13 protein-coding genes are annotated in these 15,856 nt (G+C 54.9%); 8 read left to right on the top strand and 5 right to left on the bottom strand.

Translation table 11 applies throughout. The features are described 5' to 3' along the window. The first annotated feature begins 37 nt into the window (after positions 1–37). The gene (locus tag ACMHXI_RS16195) at positions 38–1,999 is read left to right on the top strand and encodes an NERD domain-containing protein kinase family protein (protein WP_208145173.1); all 1,962 of its coding nucleotides are present in this window, start codon (positions 38–40) and stop codon (positions 1,997–1,999) included. Here ACMHXI_RS16195 and gcvA read toward each other — a convergent pair. Continuing rightward, complete coding sequence (gcvA, locus tag ACMHXI_RS16190; protein ID WP_413735484.1) at positions 1,969–2,874, bottom strand: transcriptional regulator GcvA; 906 nt, start codon at positions 2,872–2,874, stop codon at positions 1,969–1,971. The genes ACMHXI_RS16195 and gcvA overlap by 31 nt on opposite strands. A gap of 121 nt (positions 2,875–2,995) precedes the next feature. Between gcvA and ACMHXI_RS16185 the strand changes: the two genes are divergently transcribed. The 5 genes from ACMHXI_RS16185 to ACMHXI_RS16165 all read left to right on the top strand — a co-directional run bounded on the left by ACMHXI_RS16185 (position 2,996) and on the right by ACMHXI_RS16165 (position 10,632). Beyond that, on the top strand, positions 2,996–3,769 hold the full coding sequence (locus ACMHXI_RS16185) for a TSUP family transporter (protein ID WP_107353438.1): 774 nt from the start codon (positions 2,996–2,998) through the stop codon (positions 3,767–3,769). A 124-nt stretch (positions 3,770–3,893) separates the two neighbouring features. Next, positions 3,894–5,036, top strand: a complete 1,143-nt coding sequence (locus ACMHXI_RS16180) for an exonuclease SbcCD subunit D (RefSeq protein WP_054745233.1) — start codon at positions 3,894–3,896, stop codon at positions 5,034–5,036. After that, a complete protein-coding gene (locus ACMHXI_RS16175; protein ID WP_413735481.1) occupies positions 5,033–8,203 on the top strand; it encodes an AAA family ATPase in 3,171 nt (1,056 codons plus the stop codon). The genes ACMHXI_RS16180 and ACMHXI_RS16175 overlap by 4 nt, the downstream gene beginning before the upstream one ends. 170 nt (positions 8,204–8,373) lie before the next feature. After that, the gene (locus ACMHXI_RS16170; protein ID WP_370628849.1) at positions 8,374–9,657 is read left to right on the top strand and encodes a peptidoglycan DD-metalloendopeptidase family protein; all 1,284 of its coding nucleotides are present in this window, start codon (positions 8,374–8,376) and stop codon (positions 9,655–9,657) included. Positions 9,658–9,780: 123 nt separating this feature from the next. Next, entirely contained in the window at positions 9,781–10,632 is an 852-nt protein-coding gene (locus tag ACMHXI_RS16165) for a TPR end-of-group domain-containing protein (RefSeq protein WP_109247350.1), read from the top strand. A gap of 38 nt (positions 10,633–10,670) precedes the next feature. Here ACMHXI_RS16165 and ACMHXI_RS16160 read toward each other — a convergent pair whose 3' ends face one another. The 4 genes from ACMHXI_RS16160 to ACMHXI_RS16145 form a co-directional block, all read right to left on the bottom strand. Continuing rightward, positions 10,671–11,075 (bottom strand): hypothetical protein, encoded by a 405-nt coding sequence (locus ACMHXI_RS16160; protein WP_144128721.1) that lies wholly within the window; start codon positions 11,073–11,075, stop codon positions 10,671–10,673. Positions 11,076–11,382: 307 nt separating this feature from the next. After that, complete coding sequence (locus ACMHXI_RS16155) at positions 11,383–11,892, bottom strand: M48 family metallopeptidase (RefSeq protein WP_144132287.1); 510 nt, start codon at positions 11,890–11,892, stop codon at positions 11,383–11,385. Between the two features lie 4 nt (positions 11,893–11,896). Continuing rightward, positions 11,897–12,334 carry a DUF3010 family protein gene (locus ACMHXI_RS16150; protein ID WP_025887164.1) on the bottom strand — a complete coding sequence of 146 codons (438 nt, stop codon included), beginning with the start codon at positions 12,332–12,334 and terminating at the stop codon, positions 11,897–11,899. A gap of 47 nt (positions 12,335–12,381) precedes the next feature. Further along, positions 12,382–13,737: a DEAD/DEAH box helicase gene (locus ACMHXI_RS16145; protein ID WP_413735478.1), complete on the bottom strand. Its 1,356-nt coding sequence runs from the start codon at positions 13,735–13,737 to the stop codon at positions 12,382–12,384. Between the two features lie 219 nt (positions 13,738–13,956). Between ACMHXI_RS16145 and rssA the strand changes: the two genes are divergently transcribed. Both rssA and ACMHXI_RS16135 read left to right on the top strand, forming a co-directional pair. Next, the gene (gene rssA / locus ACMHXI_RS16140) at positions 13,957–14,904 is read left to right on the top strand and encodes a patatin-like phospholipase RssA (RefSeq protein WP_062793377.1); all 948 of its coding nucleotides are present in this window, start codon (positions 13,957–13,959) and stop codon (positions 14,902–14,904) included. 158 nt (positions 14,905–15,062) lie between these two features. After that, positions 15,063–15,806: a hypothetical protein gene (locus ACMHXI_RS16135; protein ID WP_071237932.1), complete on the top strand. Its 744-nt coding sequence runs from the start codon at positions 15,063–15,065 to the stop codon at positions 15,804–15,806. Positions 15,807–15,856 lie beyond the last annotated feature (50 nt).

Below are 15,856 nucleotides of genomic sequence, written 5' to 3'. Positions count from 1 at the left end.
TCTGCACTCACGGATTGCCAATCTCAGGGAGAGTGATATGGCCAAACACATCAGTTTTGGAACCCCGGTCAACGACGCCGAGCGCTGGGCCTTTGAACTGCTGGGTGATGAGTTACCCAAAGATTATCTGCTGCTGACCAATATTGAGATCCCGACTCAGTCCGGGCAAGCGATGGAGGTGGATGCTCTGGTGGTCGGCGAGTGGGGCGTGTATGTCATCGATGTCAAAGGCTATATCGGCCGACTCAATGCCGGTCTGCACGCTTGGTCGCTGGATGGTCGCGAGGTGGACAACAGCCTGTCCAAGGCCAATTATGTTGCCAGAGTTTTGGCCGGTAAGCTGAAGAATAAGATCCCGGTCGGTGTCTATGCTCCCTGGTGCCAAGGCATGGTATTTGTAACCGGTCACAAGGGCGAAGCCATAGAGCTGGAGAAGCAGGACGGTGCCCTGAGCATCTATACCCCAAGGCAGATCATCGCTGCGCTTACCAAAGAGTGGGGCCTGACGGCTCCCCATAAGCACCAGATCAATCAGCGTCAGAAAGAGGCGGTGTTGGACACTCTGGGGCAGGTGGCTCTGGTGGAACAGCGCAACAATAAAATACAGGATTTTATCAAGCTCAAATGCCTGTTCCTGCAAAGTGGCCTCGAAGTCTGGCAGGCCGAGTACAATCCCGGCGGCTGGACCGCGCCCTGGCTGCTGAAAATTCTGATCCCTACCCATTTCGAGCAGCTTTCTGAAGCAAGACAGCATGAAGAGCGGCTGCGGGGGGAGTTTCAACGGTTACAGAAACTGTCCGGTTGCAGCGGCGTGCCTTACTCTGCGCCCCTTATTCAGGATGGCGAGCAGTTGGTGTTGCCTATTCGCATGCCAAGAGGTGTGCCTATTCATCTGCTGGAAATCGAGCGGCTCAGCATCTATCAACTGCTGGAGATACTGCGCCGCGGGGCCACCAGTCTGTCGCAAATTCATCGGCGTAATATCTGTGTCGGTGGCTGGGATGAGCACTGCCTGTTTATCGGTGATGATGGCGAAGTCGAGTTTATCGATATCCGTGATGACATCAGTATCGACGAGGATCTCAGGCGCTATGCTGAGCGATTCTTGCCCCTGGCGCTGGCCACTCATCAGCCACGTATCTATCTCTGGTTCCAGCGAGTCGCGGCAGGGCGGGGCGCGGATCTTGATGAGCTTAGAGCCGACCTCAGCGCGCTTATCGAAACTGGAGTCTGTGACAGCCTGGATAGCGATACAGAGATAGCCGAGGGCAGCGTTATCGACCATCACTTCCGCCTCGAAGAAGTTATCTATCAGGCAGCTCACAGTGAACTCTGGCGCGCCACTCACCTTCAGGGACAGTTCGATGTCGGGCTGTCTGTCTACCGCTTTTTGCAGCAGGACTGGCCCGGTCTTAATCATCAATACCGCAGCCTGAGCCGCATTTATCACCCCAATGTGGAGCGGGTATTGGCCTTTGGCGAACTTGGCGGCAGCGACAGGGTCTTCATTGCCAGGGCCTGGGAGCGAGGAGTTGCTTTGGATTGCGCCGAGATCCAATCGCCGCAACAGGTGATAGACTGGTTTCGGCAGTTGCTGACGGCACTGCAGTACCTCCACAGACTGGATATTTTCCATCGTGCCATCTGCCCGAAGAATATTGTTTGCAATGGCGATAGCGCCGTGCTTTTGAACTTTGGCCTGGGTCAGGACATAGCGGCCAGGCACTATGCTGCTCAATATGCCGACCCGGATCTCTGGGCCCTTGAAGGGGATGCCGAACGGGATCTCTATGGTTTGGTGGCCAGTTTTATTGATGTGTTGACCCCTATAGAGCTCAAGGGCGATGCCGGCCCTTCGGGTATGCTCAGGGCTCTTGATGCCTTCGATCCCCGTTGGTTGGGAGAGTCTTTGTTTGCCATGTGCCACAAAGTGCTGCGCTTTGAGGTCAGTCTGGCGGACAATGCCGACTACTTGCCACTGTTTGGCTTCAAGCGGTAGGGCGCAAACTCAGACAGCAGCCAATCGATAAACAGCGCCGATTTACGTGGCAGGCTGCTGGACTTGGGGGTTAACAGATAATAGCTGTAGGGGCTGACAAAGGGCGCTTCAAAGGGGATCACCAGAGTGCCAGCCTTGAGTTGATCTTCGATAAAGAAACGCGGGATCAGTGCCGCCCCCATGCCGCTGGCGGCGGCCTGACTCAGCATATAGAAATGCTCGACGCCAAACTTCTGCTCTGTGGTCAATGTTATCCCCAGTTGCCTGGCCCAGTAAGGCCAAAGCTCAGGACGGGTGGTGTGCTTCAGCAGCGTCACCTGGTTGATGTCCTCGGGCCGTTTCAATTCAGGGGCCAGCAGCGGCGAGCATACCAGGCACAGCTCTTCATCCATCAGTTTGATCACATTCATCCCCTGAGGCTCGCTGGTGGCGGAGCGAATGGCAATGTCGTAGCGACCATTGGCAAAGTCGACAGCGAAGTCGCCTATAGTGAGATCCACATACAGCTGTGGAAAGTGTGACTTGAACTCCTCCATTCTCGGGATCAACCAGTTGATGGTCAGGCTGGGTAACACATTGATGGCCAGGGTCTGCGCCTTGAGACTTTGACGTTTCAGCTCGGCGGTGGCATTGGCCAGGGTTTGCAGTGCTGCCTGCACCTGTGGCAGGTATTGTCGCCCCTCATCTGTGAGCACCAGTTGCCTGTGTTGACGCACAAACAGGCTGAATCCCAGGAAGTTCTCAAGTAGGCGCACCTGTTTGCTGATGGCACCGTGGGTCACATACAACTCCTGCGCCGCCAGAGTGATGCTTTGCAGCCTTGCAGCTGCCTCGAATGAACGCAGGGCATTGAGAGGAGGTAATTCCTGAAGCATGTTTTCTCCGCTGTTTTTGTGTGAGAAAATCTCACACATGGGCGAGAATAACTCCTTTGCCTTTTGGGGGCAAACTGCGTCTAATAGCAATCCTTCAACTCTGTATTCGACAACATAAAAAATGGCATTTGAACTCACTCTGCAATTGGCTACGGTTCTGTTTTTTGTCGCCCTGGTGGCGGGCTTTATTGACTCTATCGCCGGTGGCGGTGGCCTGTTGACTATTCCGGCGCTTATGTGGGCCGGACTGCCTCCGGCGGCGGCGCTCGGCACCAACAAGCTACAGGCATGCGGTGGCAGTTTCTTCGCCAGCCTCTACTTTGTGCGTAAGGGAATGGTGAAGCTGGGGGAGATGAAACTGGCAATTGGCTGCGCCTTTGTCGGCGCCTCAGTCGGTACGGTTCTGGTTCAGTTGATAGATGCCAGCGTGCTGGAGTTGGTGCTGCCGTTTCTTATCCTGGCTATTGGTTGTTACTTCCTGTTTTCCAAGAAAATTACTGAAGATGACCGTGCCAGGGTTCTGGCCCCGGGGGTATTTGCCTTTACCGCCGCACTCGGGGTGGGTTTGTATGACGGCTTTTTCGGCCCGGGCACCGGCAGCTTCTTTGCCCTGGCGTTTGTGTCTTTGGCGGGGTTCGGTCTGGCCAAGGCGACGGCTCATGCCAAGGTACTGAATTTTTCCACCAATATTGCTTCGCTCATCTTTTTTGCCCTTGGCGGCAAGGTGGTGTGGCTGCTGGGGTTGGTGATGCTGGCAGGGCAGGCCGCCGGGGCGACTCTGGGCTCACGTCTGGTGATCACCAAGGGCAGCAAGATCATCAAGCCGCTGGTGGTGGTCATGTCGCTGGTCATGAGCCTCAAGCTGCTGGCCGATCAATATCAGTGGAGTTTTTAAACCCAAATAAGGCAGTCGGCTGAGTGCTAAGCACTCGGCCGCTGAACCTCGGCGGGCGCATATACTATTGCATTGATTTTGCATACCATAAGGCTCACGTATCCGCCTGTAATTTTAGCGCCCAATGAAATTTATCCATACCTCGGACTGGCATATCGGTCGGCAACTGCACAACGAGTCGCTGCTGGATGAGCAAGCTCATATGCTTGAGCAGATAGTGGCGCTTGCCGCTGAGCATCAGGTTGATGCCCTGGTGGTCGCCGGTGACATATACGACCGCTCGATCCCGCCTGCCAGCGCGGTTGCCCTGCTGGATAAGTTCCTCAATATCCTGCTCAATGAGCATCACATTCCTGTGCTCATGATAGCCGGTAATCACGACGGTCAGGAGCGGCTCGGATTTGCGGCGCGGCAGATGGCCGCCAGTGGCCTTTATATTAGCGGCCCGCTGCAAGCGCAAGTTAAGCCGCTTATCCTCAAAGGCCGTGACGGCGATGCCTGTTTCTATCCCATTCCCTATGCCGAGCCGGCGCAGGTAAGGCATGTGCTTGAGGTGGATGCCAGCAGCCACCAGCAGGCGATGGCCTGCTTGCTGGAGCAGGTTCAGGCGCACGATAGCCAAGGCCTGCCCAAGGTAGTGGTGGCCCACTGTTTCCTCGATGGCGGCAGTGAGTCTGAATCCGAGCGGCCCTTGAGTATCGGCGGCGCCGATAAAATCGACCCTGCACTCTTTTGCGGCTTTGACTACGCGGCACTCGGGCATCTGCATGGCCCGCAATTTAAGGGCGCCGAGCACGTGCGCTACTCGGGCTCGCCGCTGAAATACTCTTTCAGTGAACACAAACAGAAAAAATCCGTGACCCTGGTGGAGCTGAGCGCAGGTGATACCCCAAAAATAACCCTGCTAGCGCTAAAACCCAGGCGGGATGTGAGGGTGATTGAAGGCCTGCTCGATGAACTGCTGCAACAGGGCGAAAAAGACCCGGGGCGAGAGGACTACCTGATGGTGCGCCTGCTCGATACCCAGGCGCTGCTGGATCCCATGGGCAAGCTGCGCGGCGTCTATCCCAATGTGCTGCATCTGGAGCGCACGGGCCTGATGTCCCGGCAACAGGGGCAGGAGATTGGCCGCGACAGAATCAAAAAAGGCGAGCTCGACATGTTCAGCGATTTTTTCAGTCAGGTACAGGGTGAGGCCATGACAGAGGCGCAGCAGCAGACCATGAGCCGTTTGATTGAAGAGTTGCACAGGGAGCAGGAACAATGAGACCGCTGATTTTGGAAATGCGCGCCTTCGGCCCCTTCGCCGATTGTCAGCGCATCGACTTTACCGAGCTGGGCGACAAGCCGCTGTTTCTGATCAATGGCCCCACAGGGGCGGGCAAGACCACGATTCTGGATGCCATCTGTTTTGCCTTGTACGGCAAAACCACAGGTAACGAGCGGGAAGGCAGCCAGATGCGCTGCGATAATGCCGATGACGGCCTGCTCACCGAAGTGTATTTCAGTTTTGAATTGGGGCACAAACGCTACAGCATTCGCCGCTGTCCCGAGCAGCAAAGAGCTAAAAGCCGCGGCGATGGTTTTACCCTGCAAAAGAGCGAGGCGGAACTCAAGCGGCTGTTGCCCGATGGCACCGAAGAGTTGCTGGTGGCCAGTAAGGTCACGGATGCCAACGCCTGCATCGAAGAGTTGACCGGCCTGGATGTGGATCAGTTTCGCCAGGTGATGGTGCTGCCCCAGGGCAAGTTCCGCGAGCTTTTGCTGGCGGACTCCAAAGAGCGGGAAAAGATCTTCAGCCAGCTGTTTCAAACCCATATCTACCGCCGCATTGAAGAGCGCCTCAAACAGCAGGCGCTGGAAATCAAGGCAAAGGCCAGAGACTTGCAATCACGCCGCGCCGGGATTTTGGAAACTGCCGGTGTCGAGAGTCTCGAGCAGTTGACAGCAGAAATTGCCGCTCTGACCCCCTCTTTGACCGAGGCGACAAGTAACAAACAAAAAGCCAGCGATGCCTTGGCCCAGAGTGCCAAGACGCTCGATAACGCCAAGGCGTTAACCGCCGAGTTTGAGCGCCGCAAGCTGCTGCAAACCCAGCTTGATGCGCTTGAGCAGCGGCGCGCTGAAATCGAGCTGCATCAGCAGACATTGGAGAATGCCCGCAAGGCTGAAAAGTTGCTGCCAAGCCTCAAAGAGTTGCAGTTTCGCCAGCAGGAGTGGCAGCAGGCTAAAGCCAAGGAGGCTGACTATGCCAAGCAGTTGCAGAGCGCTGAGCAGCGTCTGAAACAGGCTACAGATGATAAGGCTACACTCGCCGAGTTGGATGAGCACGGCAATAAGCTGCGACGGGAGCTTGAACAACTCGACAAGCTGCAGCCGGCTATTAACGAGCTCAAGCAACTGACCGAGGAGCATGAGCTTGGCCTAGTGGAGCTTGGGCGTCTTGAGCGGGCAGAGCAGCAGAGTCGCACTGAGCTGGAACAATGGCAGCAGCAACAACAAAAGCTTAAATCAGAGGCGAACGAACTATTCTCAAGCGCCGAGCGCCAAGGGTCGTTGCATCAGGCACTGGCGGCGTTGAACACTCGCCTGGAGAAGACGGAGCAGCTCGGGCACATTAAGCAAAAATGGCAGCAAGCCCAAGCTGGCCTGCAGCAGGCCGAGGCCCATGGTCATCAATGCAAGGCCGAAAGACAGAGCGCCGAAACGGAACATCAAAGGTTGCAACTGGCCTGGCATACAGGGCAGGCGGCTATTCTGGCGGCTAAGCTGCAGCCTGGGCAACCTTGCCCCGTATGCGGCGGCTTGGAACATCCGGCACCGGCCGAGATGGCGCAAGATATTCCGGGTGAAACCGAGCTCAACCGAGCGAGAGACGCCGAGCAGCAAGCCGCGGCAAGGCATGAGGCGGCTCGCAGCGATTATCGCAATATCAAGCGGCAAACCGAGGAATTGCAGCTCGAACTGCAGCGCTTGAGCGCTGAGCTACAGGCCTGTGCTGCAGCAGATGTTATGGTTGATGTTAAGACTGATGCTACGACAGAGGCTAAGGCTGACGCCGCAATGGATGCCGACTCTTATGCCAAAGCCGATCTCACTATGGAAATAGACAGGCTTGTGTCCCGGCGCAGGCAGCTGCTCAATGAATTGCAACAGGCCGAAGCGGCTCAAACCCGCCTCAATAACTGCAGGCAACAATTGCAGCAGGCCGAGCAGCAAGTGGAGCAGCGACTCAAACACAGAGAGACTCAATTACAGCAGTTGCAGCAGCTAAGAGAGCAGTTGAGTCTAGCAGGTGCCCGTAAAGACGCGGCGCTTGCTGCTCTGCCCAATGAATATCATTCTTTGGCGGCCGAGGCGGCGCTTGAACTGATGGCGCGGCAACTTGAGCAAAAGCAGAGTGAGTGGCAACAGCTCAAACAGCAACAACAAGATATCAATCAACAGTATACCGAGGCTGTCAGCCAGCATAAGGCACTGATGCAGGCATTGGCATCGAGCCGTGAAGACAACGCCCGGGCCGAGCAGTTTGCCATCAAAGCACAACAAATGCTTGATGATGCCCTGAAACAATCTGGATTTGCCGGCCGTCAGGCGTTGGAACAGGCGCAGCTGGATGAAGCGCAGATGCAGGCATTGGCTGAGAAGATAGAGGCCTGGCGCACTCAGCGCTCGGAGCAGCAGGCGCTGCTCAAAGCCATGGATGAGCGGCTCGCCGGACAAAGCCTGCCTGAGCTTGGGCAGCTTGAAAGCCTCTGGCAGCAACAGCAGCAGCAACTCGCCGAGGCGGAGGATGCCTGGCAGACGCTCAACAACCGAATGCAGAGCCTTAAAGGTACAGAAGCCCAGCTCAATAAAGAAGCGTTAGCCGCTCAGGCGCTGGAGCAGGAATACGCCCTTATCGGCACTCTGAGTGATGTGGCCAATGGCAACAGTCATAGCAAGGTGAGTCTGCAGCGCTTTGTGCTCAGCGTCTTGCTCGATGATGTGCTGCTCGAGGCCAGTCGCCGTTTGGCGCTGATGAGCAAAGGCCGCTACCGCTTGCTGCGTAAAGAGGACAGGGCCAAGGGCAATAAAGCCTCAGGTCTGGAGCTTGAGGTGGAGGATGCTTACAGCTCCAAGGTGCGTCCGGTGGCCACACTCAGCGGTGGTGAGAGCTTTATGGCGGCCTTGTCGCTGGCGTTGGGGCTCTCTGATGTGGTGCAGGCCTACGCCGGCGGTATCAAGCTCGATACCCTGTTTATCGATGAAGGCTTTGGCAGCCTGGATCAGGACTCGCTGGAGCTGGCGGTTCGCACCCTGATGGATCTGCAATCCAGTGGCCGCATGATAGGGGTTATCTCCCATGTATCCGAGATGAAAGAGCAGATAAGCTGCCGTATTGATATCAACAAGCATGCACTGGGCAGCAGTATTCGCCTGGTTACAGTTTGATGCAAATGGGGCAATTTTGTCGGTCAATTCCGAAATTCACCCAGTAATCATGGGGTTTTGGCGAATAATACTTGTCTCAGGGACTTTTTTTGATATAAGTTTGCAGCTGGCCCCTTGAAAACAGGGGATCCAGCTATTGGTTTTTCAGTTTGAACTCGGTGAGGCAACAGTTGCAGACAGATAGAATATCCTGGTTGAGTATGATCCCTATGCGTTTGCAGGCCTTACCCGCTTTTCACAAGAAGCTGCTGCTCAGCTCAGGTTTGTTGGTGGGTGCGGCACTGCTTTGGCCCGGAGCTCACGAAGTCACCCCACAACGTATTCCCTTGCATCTGGATATTGAAGCTCTGCTGCCTCAAGTCGGCACTGAGCCTTCGGTTGTTGAAGTCGCCGGCCCGGATTTTGAACGTGTGATCCAAAGTGGTGACACCCTCAGCGTATTGTTCCAAAAGGCAGGTGTCGGCCAGCAAACCATGTACAAGGTGTTGGAAGCCGATTTGGATATCTTGGCACTCGATACCCTGCAACCGGGTAACAGGATCCGTTTCTGGCTCGATGAGCAGGGCAATCTTACCCAGCTGGAACTCTACTTCAACGCCGCACATCAGGTGCTGTTCAAGCGCTTCGACGATGGCGGCTATGGGGTGGAAGAGATCAACATCGAAGGTTTCTGGCAAAACCGGATTGTCAGCGGTGAAATCCAGGGGTCTTTCTATCGTTCGGCGCAGCGGGTCGGCCTGAGCGCCGCCGAAATTCAAAAAATTGAGAGCCTGCTGAAGGAAAAGCTCAATTTTGCCCGGGATCTGCGTGCCGGTGACCATTTTTCAGTGCTGATGAATGATCAGTACATAGAAGGGGAGTCGACCGGTGTCAGTCAGGTGCTGGGATTACGCATTCAAAACGGCCGCAATGAAATCACCGCGTTTCAGAGCACAGATGGCAACTTCTATGATGAGAAAGGTCAGAGCCTGGCGCGGGCATTTCAGCGGATCCCGCTGGAGAAACGTTACCGTATCAGCTCATCATTCAACCCCAATCGCCGTCACCCGGTCACAGGGCGGGTTTCACCCCATAACGGCACCGACTTTGCCGTGCCGATAGGCACCAAGGTCGTGGCGCCGGGCGACGGTGTGGTGACCCTGGTAACCAATCACAGATTCGCTGGTAAATATATAGTGATAGAGCACGGCAACAAATACCGTACCCGGTATCTGCACTTGTCCAAACCTTTGGTGCACAAGGGGCAGAGAGTCAGCCGTGGCCAGGTTATTGCGCTTTCCGGTAATACCGGGCGCTCGACCGGGCCGCATCTGCATTATGAATTTCATGTTAATGGGCGGCCGGTCAACCCAATGAAGGCGGATATCCCCATGGCCAGCCAACTCTCCAAAGAGCAGATGCGTGAGTTCAGCCAATTGGTCAGTACCCGCAAGATGATGATGGATCTCGGTTAAATCCGCTTATTGGTTTTGCAGTAGCCAGCGCTCAACGGCGCTGGCTTTTTTTATAAGCAAATTTTACCCATCCAGGCCCATTTGTTAGGGTGTGGAGAAAACCTGAGTGCAACAGGAGGAAAAATGAAGTTATGGCATGCACTGGTATTAGTGTTAATGAGCCTGGCGTTGACGGTTACGGCGGCCGAAGAGCCCCCAAAACCCTATTCTGAGCAGAGTATTTACGACAAGCCCTTGATGGAGCGCTATGTGCTCGATGAACTCAAGTCGATACGGCAAGACATGCAGTCGTTGGAAAAACGGGTCACGGTTGATATTACCGACCGAGAGTTGGCGGTGGCCGACAAGTCGATGAACTATGCCAATGTGACTGTGACCTACTTCTTCTATCTTATCGCTGCCGCAGTGTCACTGATTGCTCTGGTAGGTTGGCAGTCACTCAAGGATATTCGCGACAAGACCCAGGAGATGGCCAACGAGAAGCTGGAGGCGATTGCTGCCCAGTATGAGAAAAAGTTTCAGGAAATGGAACGTGAGCTGAAACGCAAGAGCCGGATCATTACTGAAAACAACAAGGAAATTGAACGGATCAACGAGATACACAACCTGTGGATCCGTGCTCAACATTCGCAGACACCGGAGCAGCGAATTGAGATCTACAACGATATCCTCAAAATACGTCCGGGCGATCTCGAGGCCTTAACCTACAAGGCCGATGCTGCCATGGAAATGGGCGAGTATCACTGGGCCTTGAGCATCTGTAACCGGGTGTTGGAAGTGGATCCCAAGAACGCCAATGCACTTTATCAGCGGGCCTGCGCCTTTACCCGCATGGGCTCGGAAGAGCAGGCGATTTCCGATCTGGAATTGGCTGTGGGTTTCAGTGCCTCACTCAGTGAGGCGGCCAAGGAGGAGAAAGACTTTGATTCCCTCCATGGCTACAAACGTTTTGACGATCTGATCAGCGACGACTGACAGTAATGTCGGGCAATTATCTAGTCCCGCGGAAGGCGTTAGCCTGCCTGCTGTAGCCGCTGCTGATACTTAAGGGCGCAGCGGCACAGTTTGCCCTTGAGTGCCGGGCAGCCGCCACAGGGGGATTTCTTAAAGGGCCGCAGCGCAAAGCTCATGCTGCCGGTCTGGGGTTTTAGGCTGTGAAGCTGCCCAAGAGAAGGTTGATTGGCGGCAATCCAACTGCCGGCACGGTTTTGCAGTTCCGCCTTGAGCAGTTTCTTTTGCGGCTTCTTGAGTTTCTTTTGCCGGGAGAATTCTGTGGGCAGTTGCTGCTCTAATGCACTAATCAAGTCTTTGCCAAGGCGTTTGCGGCTCGATTTGCCAAGCGCGGGTAGCGTCTTTTTCAGCGCTTTATTGGCCTGTTTATGGCATATCTTGGAAACATGCTTGCTTATCTTGGGCATAAACCACTCCACATCTAGCCGGTATTTTCATCTGTGCCAAGGCCGGTCAAAAGAAGCTGTCAGAAGGGCACTGACGATAACTTTTGGAAAGGCTGTTTGAAAAGCTGATACCAAAAACTAAAGCTGATTTTAAATGAAAACTATTATCAGTCAATATGCGGTTGATTTTATAACGCTTGGGTCTTTTGAGGGTAGGCCTTGGCGGGAACCGCTTCGAATAACGGCTGGATAGCAACTGGATATATTACAGGAAGCCCAGGAGCCGCACTTTTATAACCAAGTGGCTTTTTGAATGCAGCTCTAACACTTACATTGGGTAGGGGTCTTGGTTGGCGTCCAGCAAGCTGAGGTAGATCCTGAGCTCAAACTCCAACTGATGGTAGTCAGGCTCCATATAGGTGCACAGTTTGTAGAAGGCCTTGTTGTGCTCTTTCTCCCTCAAGTGCGCCAACTCATGCACCACCAACATACGCAAAAAAGCTTCGGGTGCCCGTTTCAGGCGGGAGGAGATACGGATTTCGTTCTTGCTCTTGAGTTTGTGCCCTTGCTTACGGGCGGCGTAGGTATGCAGCCCCAGCGCCTGATGGCTGAGGCTGATCTTGTCGTCGAAACACACTTTGGCAAGCGGGTTTGATTGACGCAGATAAGTTTGCTTCAGCGCCTGGGTATAGTCCCAAAGCGCTTTATCACTGCGGATCTGGTGCAACTCAGGATGGCGTTTTCGCAGGTATTCTCCCAGCTTGCCCGCTTGGCTGAGCTGCTGAACCTGCTGCTTTATCTCGTCGCTGTAGTGGGCCAGATAATCAAAACCGCTCAAGGGCTCAGACCTTCTTGTAGATCCGCATCTGCTGGAAGGCGTACGCGGCGTCAAAGGCGTTTTGCTGGAACTTTTTCAGCTCCAGGCCGCTGAAGTCCACTTGCGGTGGATTGCGTTTCAGCTGCTCTTTAATGCTTTGAGGTGTCAGCATTGTTACCGGCAACTTACCCAGTTGAATGGCTGCCTCGAACTTGAAACTGGCAGAGCTGCCGGCCAACTTACCCTTGTATTCGCGTTCGATAATCACTATGTGTTCGACCTGATAGTCTTCCATCAGCTTATTGAAGGCGAATTGGAACTCCCTAATTGCTTCCTGGCTGGCAGGATTGCTCAAGGTAAATGAGTGACGGCGGCAATCGGGGACGTTGAATACGTCACCCTGGGCGCTCAGCAAACAGATGACGGCTTCGCCGCCTTTTAATTCAACAGCACAAACTTTCATGGTATTCCTTTTGGTTCAGCATGCCGCACCGGCGGCTAATGTTAATCTTATGACTCGGAGCCGCTTTCATCGCCGTTATCTACTGGAGCGGGTTTACGCCTCATAGGGGCATCGCCCACATCCACCCCGGTAATAAAGCGCTTGTCTCTGCCGGACTTGGCCTTGCCCGGTTTAGCCGCTGTCTTGCTGCGTCCCTTGGGCTTGCCGGCCTTGGCGTTCTTGGGTTTGCTGCTCTGGCGCTTGGGATCGGCCAAGCCACTGAATTTGGGTTCTAGCCCCTCAAGGGTACTGAGCTCGAAGCGGCGACCGAGAAAGCTCTGCAGCTTCTTGAAGTTGAACCAGTCCTTGGGACCTACCAGAGACAGGGCGTCGCCCTTGGCACCGGCGCGGCCGGTACGGCCGATACGGTGGACATATTCTTCGGCGAATTTGGGCATGTCGAAGTTGACCACCAAGGACACATTCACCAGATCCAGACCGCGGGAGGCGACGTCGGTTGTCACCAGAATTTGCTGCTGGCCACGGCTGAACTGATCCATTATCTGGTTGCGGGCGCTTTGGCGCAGTTCACCACTGAGCGCCACGGCGCTGTAGCCTTCTTGCTTGAGCTTCTCGGCTAATCTGTCGGTATCCTGGCGGGTGGCGGTGAAGATGATCACCTGGCGCTGTTGCTCGCGCTTTAGCAGCTCAGTCAGCAGCGCCTCTTTATGATCCAGATGGTCACAGAGGAAAATACGCTGGTGTATGTCCTGATGCTCGGCATTGGCGGCGCCAATGGCTACGTGCAGTGGATCATTGAGCAAGGTGGTGGCGATGTCATTGACCTCTTCATGTTCCAGAGTGGCCGAGAACATCAGTGTTTGACGCCGTCTATGGTTGGCAGCGTCGTTGATTGCCTTGAGTTGCGGGGCAAAGCCGAGATCCAGCATGCGGTCGGCTTCGTCAAGAATAAGCAGTTCCAGCCCTTCCAGATACAGATGGCGTTGTGACAGGTGGTCGGCAATCCGTCCCGGGGTGGCGACGATAAAGTGTGGATCCCGCGCCAGCGCCTTGGCCTGATCGTTGAAGTTTTCCCCGCCAAGCACACTGATGGCTCTATATTGGGTATTGGCAACCAACAGACGCAGCTGGGCGTAAACCTGGTTGGCCAGCTCACGGGTCGGCAGGAGTATCAATACCCTGGGATCGCGCTTGCTGAGCGCCTTGGTGGAGATCACCCTTTGCATTGCCGGCAGCAAAAAGGCCAAGGTCTTTCCCGAGCCCGTCTTGGATGAGGCCATCAGGTCTTTCCCGGCCAGCGCTACGGGAATCGCTTCACGCTGAATTTCGGTAGGCTCGTCGATACCCATATGCTTAAGGGTTTGCAGCAGACGCTGATCCAGCGAAAAATCGGAAAAATGCAAAGGTTAACTCCTCAATAAAAACGACCGCATATTATAACGGCTTTTGTGGCGCTGGGCATGTATTTAGTCAAAGGAGTGTCGAAACAGCGGCGACTTTTGCTTAAAAAGGTCGCAAGCTCATGGCTGAAAGCCTGCCGGATAAAATCTGGAGCCGCTCAGGCTTCGGGTGTATGCTGCTTTGGCTGAATGGCATAGCTTGGAGTTTTTTAAGGAGAAAGGATGGCGCAGAGTCATAACCCTTGTATCGGTATCGCCCTCGGAAGTGGCGCCGCCAAAGGATGGGCCCACATAGGAGTGCTCAAAGGTCTGGCTGCCATGGGGGTGCATCCGGCCAAGGTGGCCGGTTCATCCATAGGTGCCCTGGTCGGTGCGGCCTATGCCAATGAACGCCTCGAAGAACTGGAAGACTGGGTGCGCAGTTTTTCCAGTTGGGACGTGTTGGGATTGATGGATATCAGTTGGGGCCGGGGCGGACTCATCAGTGGTGACAAGGTGTTCAATGCCATTCAGGACCGCATCGGCGATCTCTTGATTGAAGAGCTCAAATATCCCTTTACAGCGGTGTCGACCGACCTCTACTCAGGGCAGGAGATCTGGTTCCGTCAGGGCGACTTGCGCCAGGCCGTCAGGGCTTCCTGCTCCATGCCGGGGATCATGTCGCCGGTGCGTCAGGGCCATCGTTGGTTGGTGGATGGCGCCGTGGTGAATCCCATTCCCGTGTCTGTGGCCAGAGCCATGGGGGCCAGTTTGGTGATAGGTGTCGATCTGCATGGTCACAGGCGCGAACAGTTGCAGGTACTGCCGGTGGCACTCAACAGTGAAGAGCACTCATTACAGAACAAAGTGGTGGAGCATTCCTCCGAGAACGGTTTTATGGATCTGTTGGCCAAGGGCAAGGATTATATTTCCGGCCTGACCGACAAGTTCTCCCTCGGCAATAAGGCCGAACCCGGCATGTTGGCTGTGATGTCACAGTCGATGGATATTCTGGAGCAGCGCCACAAGCGCGCGCGCTTGATGGGGGATCCACCGGATATCTGTATCGTGCCCAAGGTGTCTGACATAGGCACCATGGAGTTTCACCGTGCCAGTGAAGCCATTGCCGCCGGTGAGAAGGCGGTGCAGCAGGCCTCGCATCTGATTGATGCGGCGTTGGGGCGTCTCTGAAACAGGCGCTTTTTTGTTAGTGCTTGGTATGGGCACACTTCCTGCATAGTCACCACATCATCAGCATCAAGGCGCTTCAAGGGCGATTTTTTGACAATTTTTATGACAATCTTGTCTTAAAAACAACCGCTTGGGCGTCGATATGACGGAAAACTGACATGCAGCCTATCCATTCCTCTGTGGATCCCAGATTGTCCGGGGTCGATGCCTATGGCGTCAACAATCGTCTTACCAGCGGCAGCGGTCTCTCGGTTGTCGACACTGAAACTGTCAATGACAGCAAGAGCCAGGGTTCAGCCTCGGCAAACATAGGGCAGGACAGCATATCCCTCTCCAACGATGGTAAAAGAGCCGCGCGGGTGCAGGAGTTGGCCAAGGAATTTTTCGGCTCAGGCCAGTTCAGCAGTGCCGATTTACCCAAGCTGCTGGCGCGCCTCGGCGACGAAGGGCTGTTGTCTGAAAGCCAGATGGCCAGATTGCAGGGCAGCGGCCTGATGGGAGTTGATACCAAGGATAACGCCAGCCTCAAGGAGTTTATTCAAGGCCAGATTGGTTTGCTCAGACAACAGGCCAGTCAAAGCCCTTTGCTCAATGCACTCAAGGGGGCGGACAGCCTGATGGGCAATATGGGGATGATGTATACCCCATCGAGCTCTTTGGCGGCCAACAAGGTGGCAGTTCAGTTGGACGCCGTGCTCAAGGGAGAAAACCAAACTGCCGAGAGCGCAGAGAACAACAGCAACAAGCTAGCGGCCAAGGCCGATTCCGCACAGCAAGATCCTCAACTGTTATCCCGGCTCAGTGGTGTCAGCGCTCTGATGCGCACCGCAGCAGCCATAGGCAGCCAGCAGCAGGGCAGTGGGCAAATCAATAGTTATCTGGCCTTGGCAAAGAGGTACTGACTAGCGGCCGTTTGGGTCTCGGTCAAGGGAAAAATCTCCACAAGTTGTGC

This window comes from Shewanella sp. BJSY2023SW005 (assembly GCF_047314585.1).
In the GTDB taxonomy this organism is placed as follows: domain Bacteria; phylum Pseudomonadota; class Gammaproteobacteria; order Enterobacterales; family Shewanellaceae; genus Shewanella; species Shewanella algae.
The sequence above is the reverse complement of the archived record's forward strand: the minus strand, read 5'-3'. Positions and strand labels throughout refer to the sequence as shown.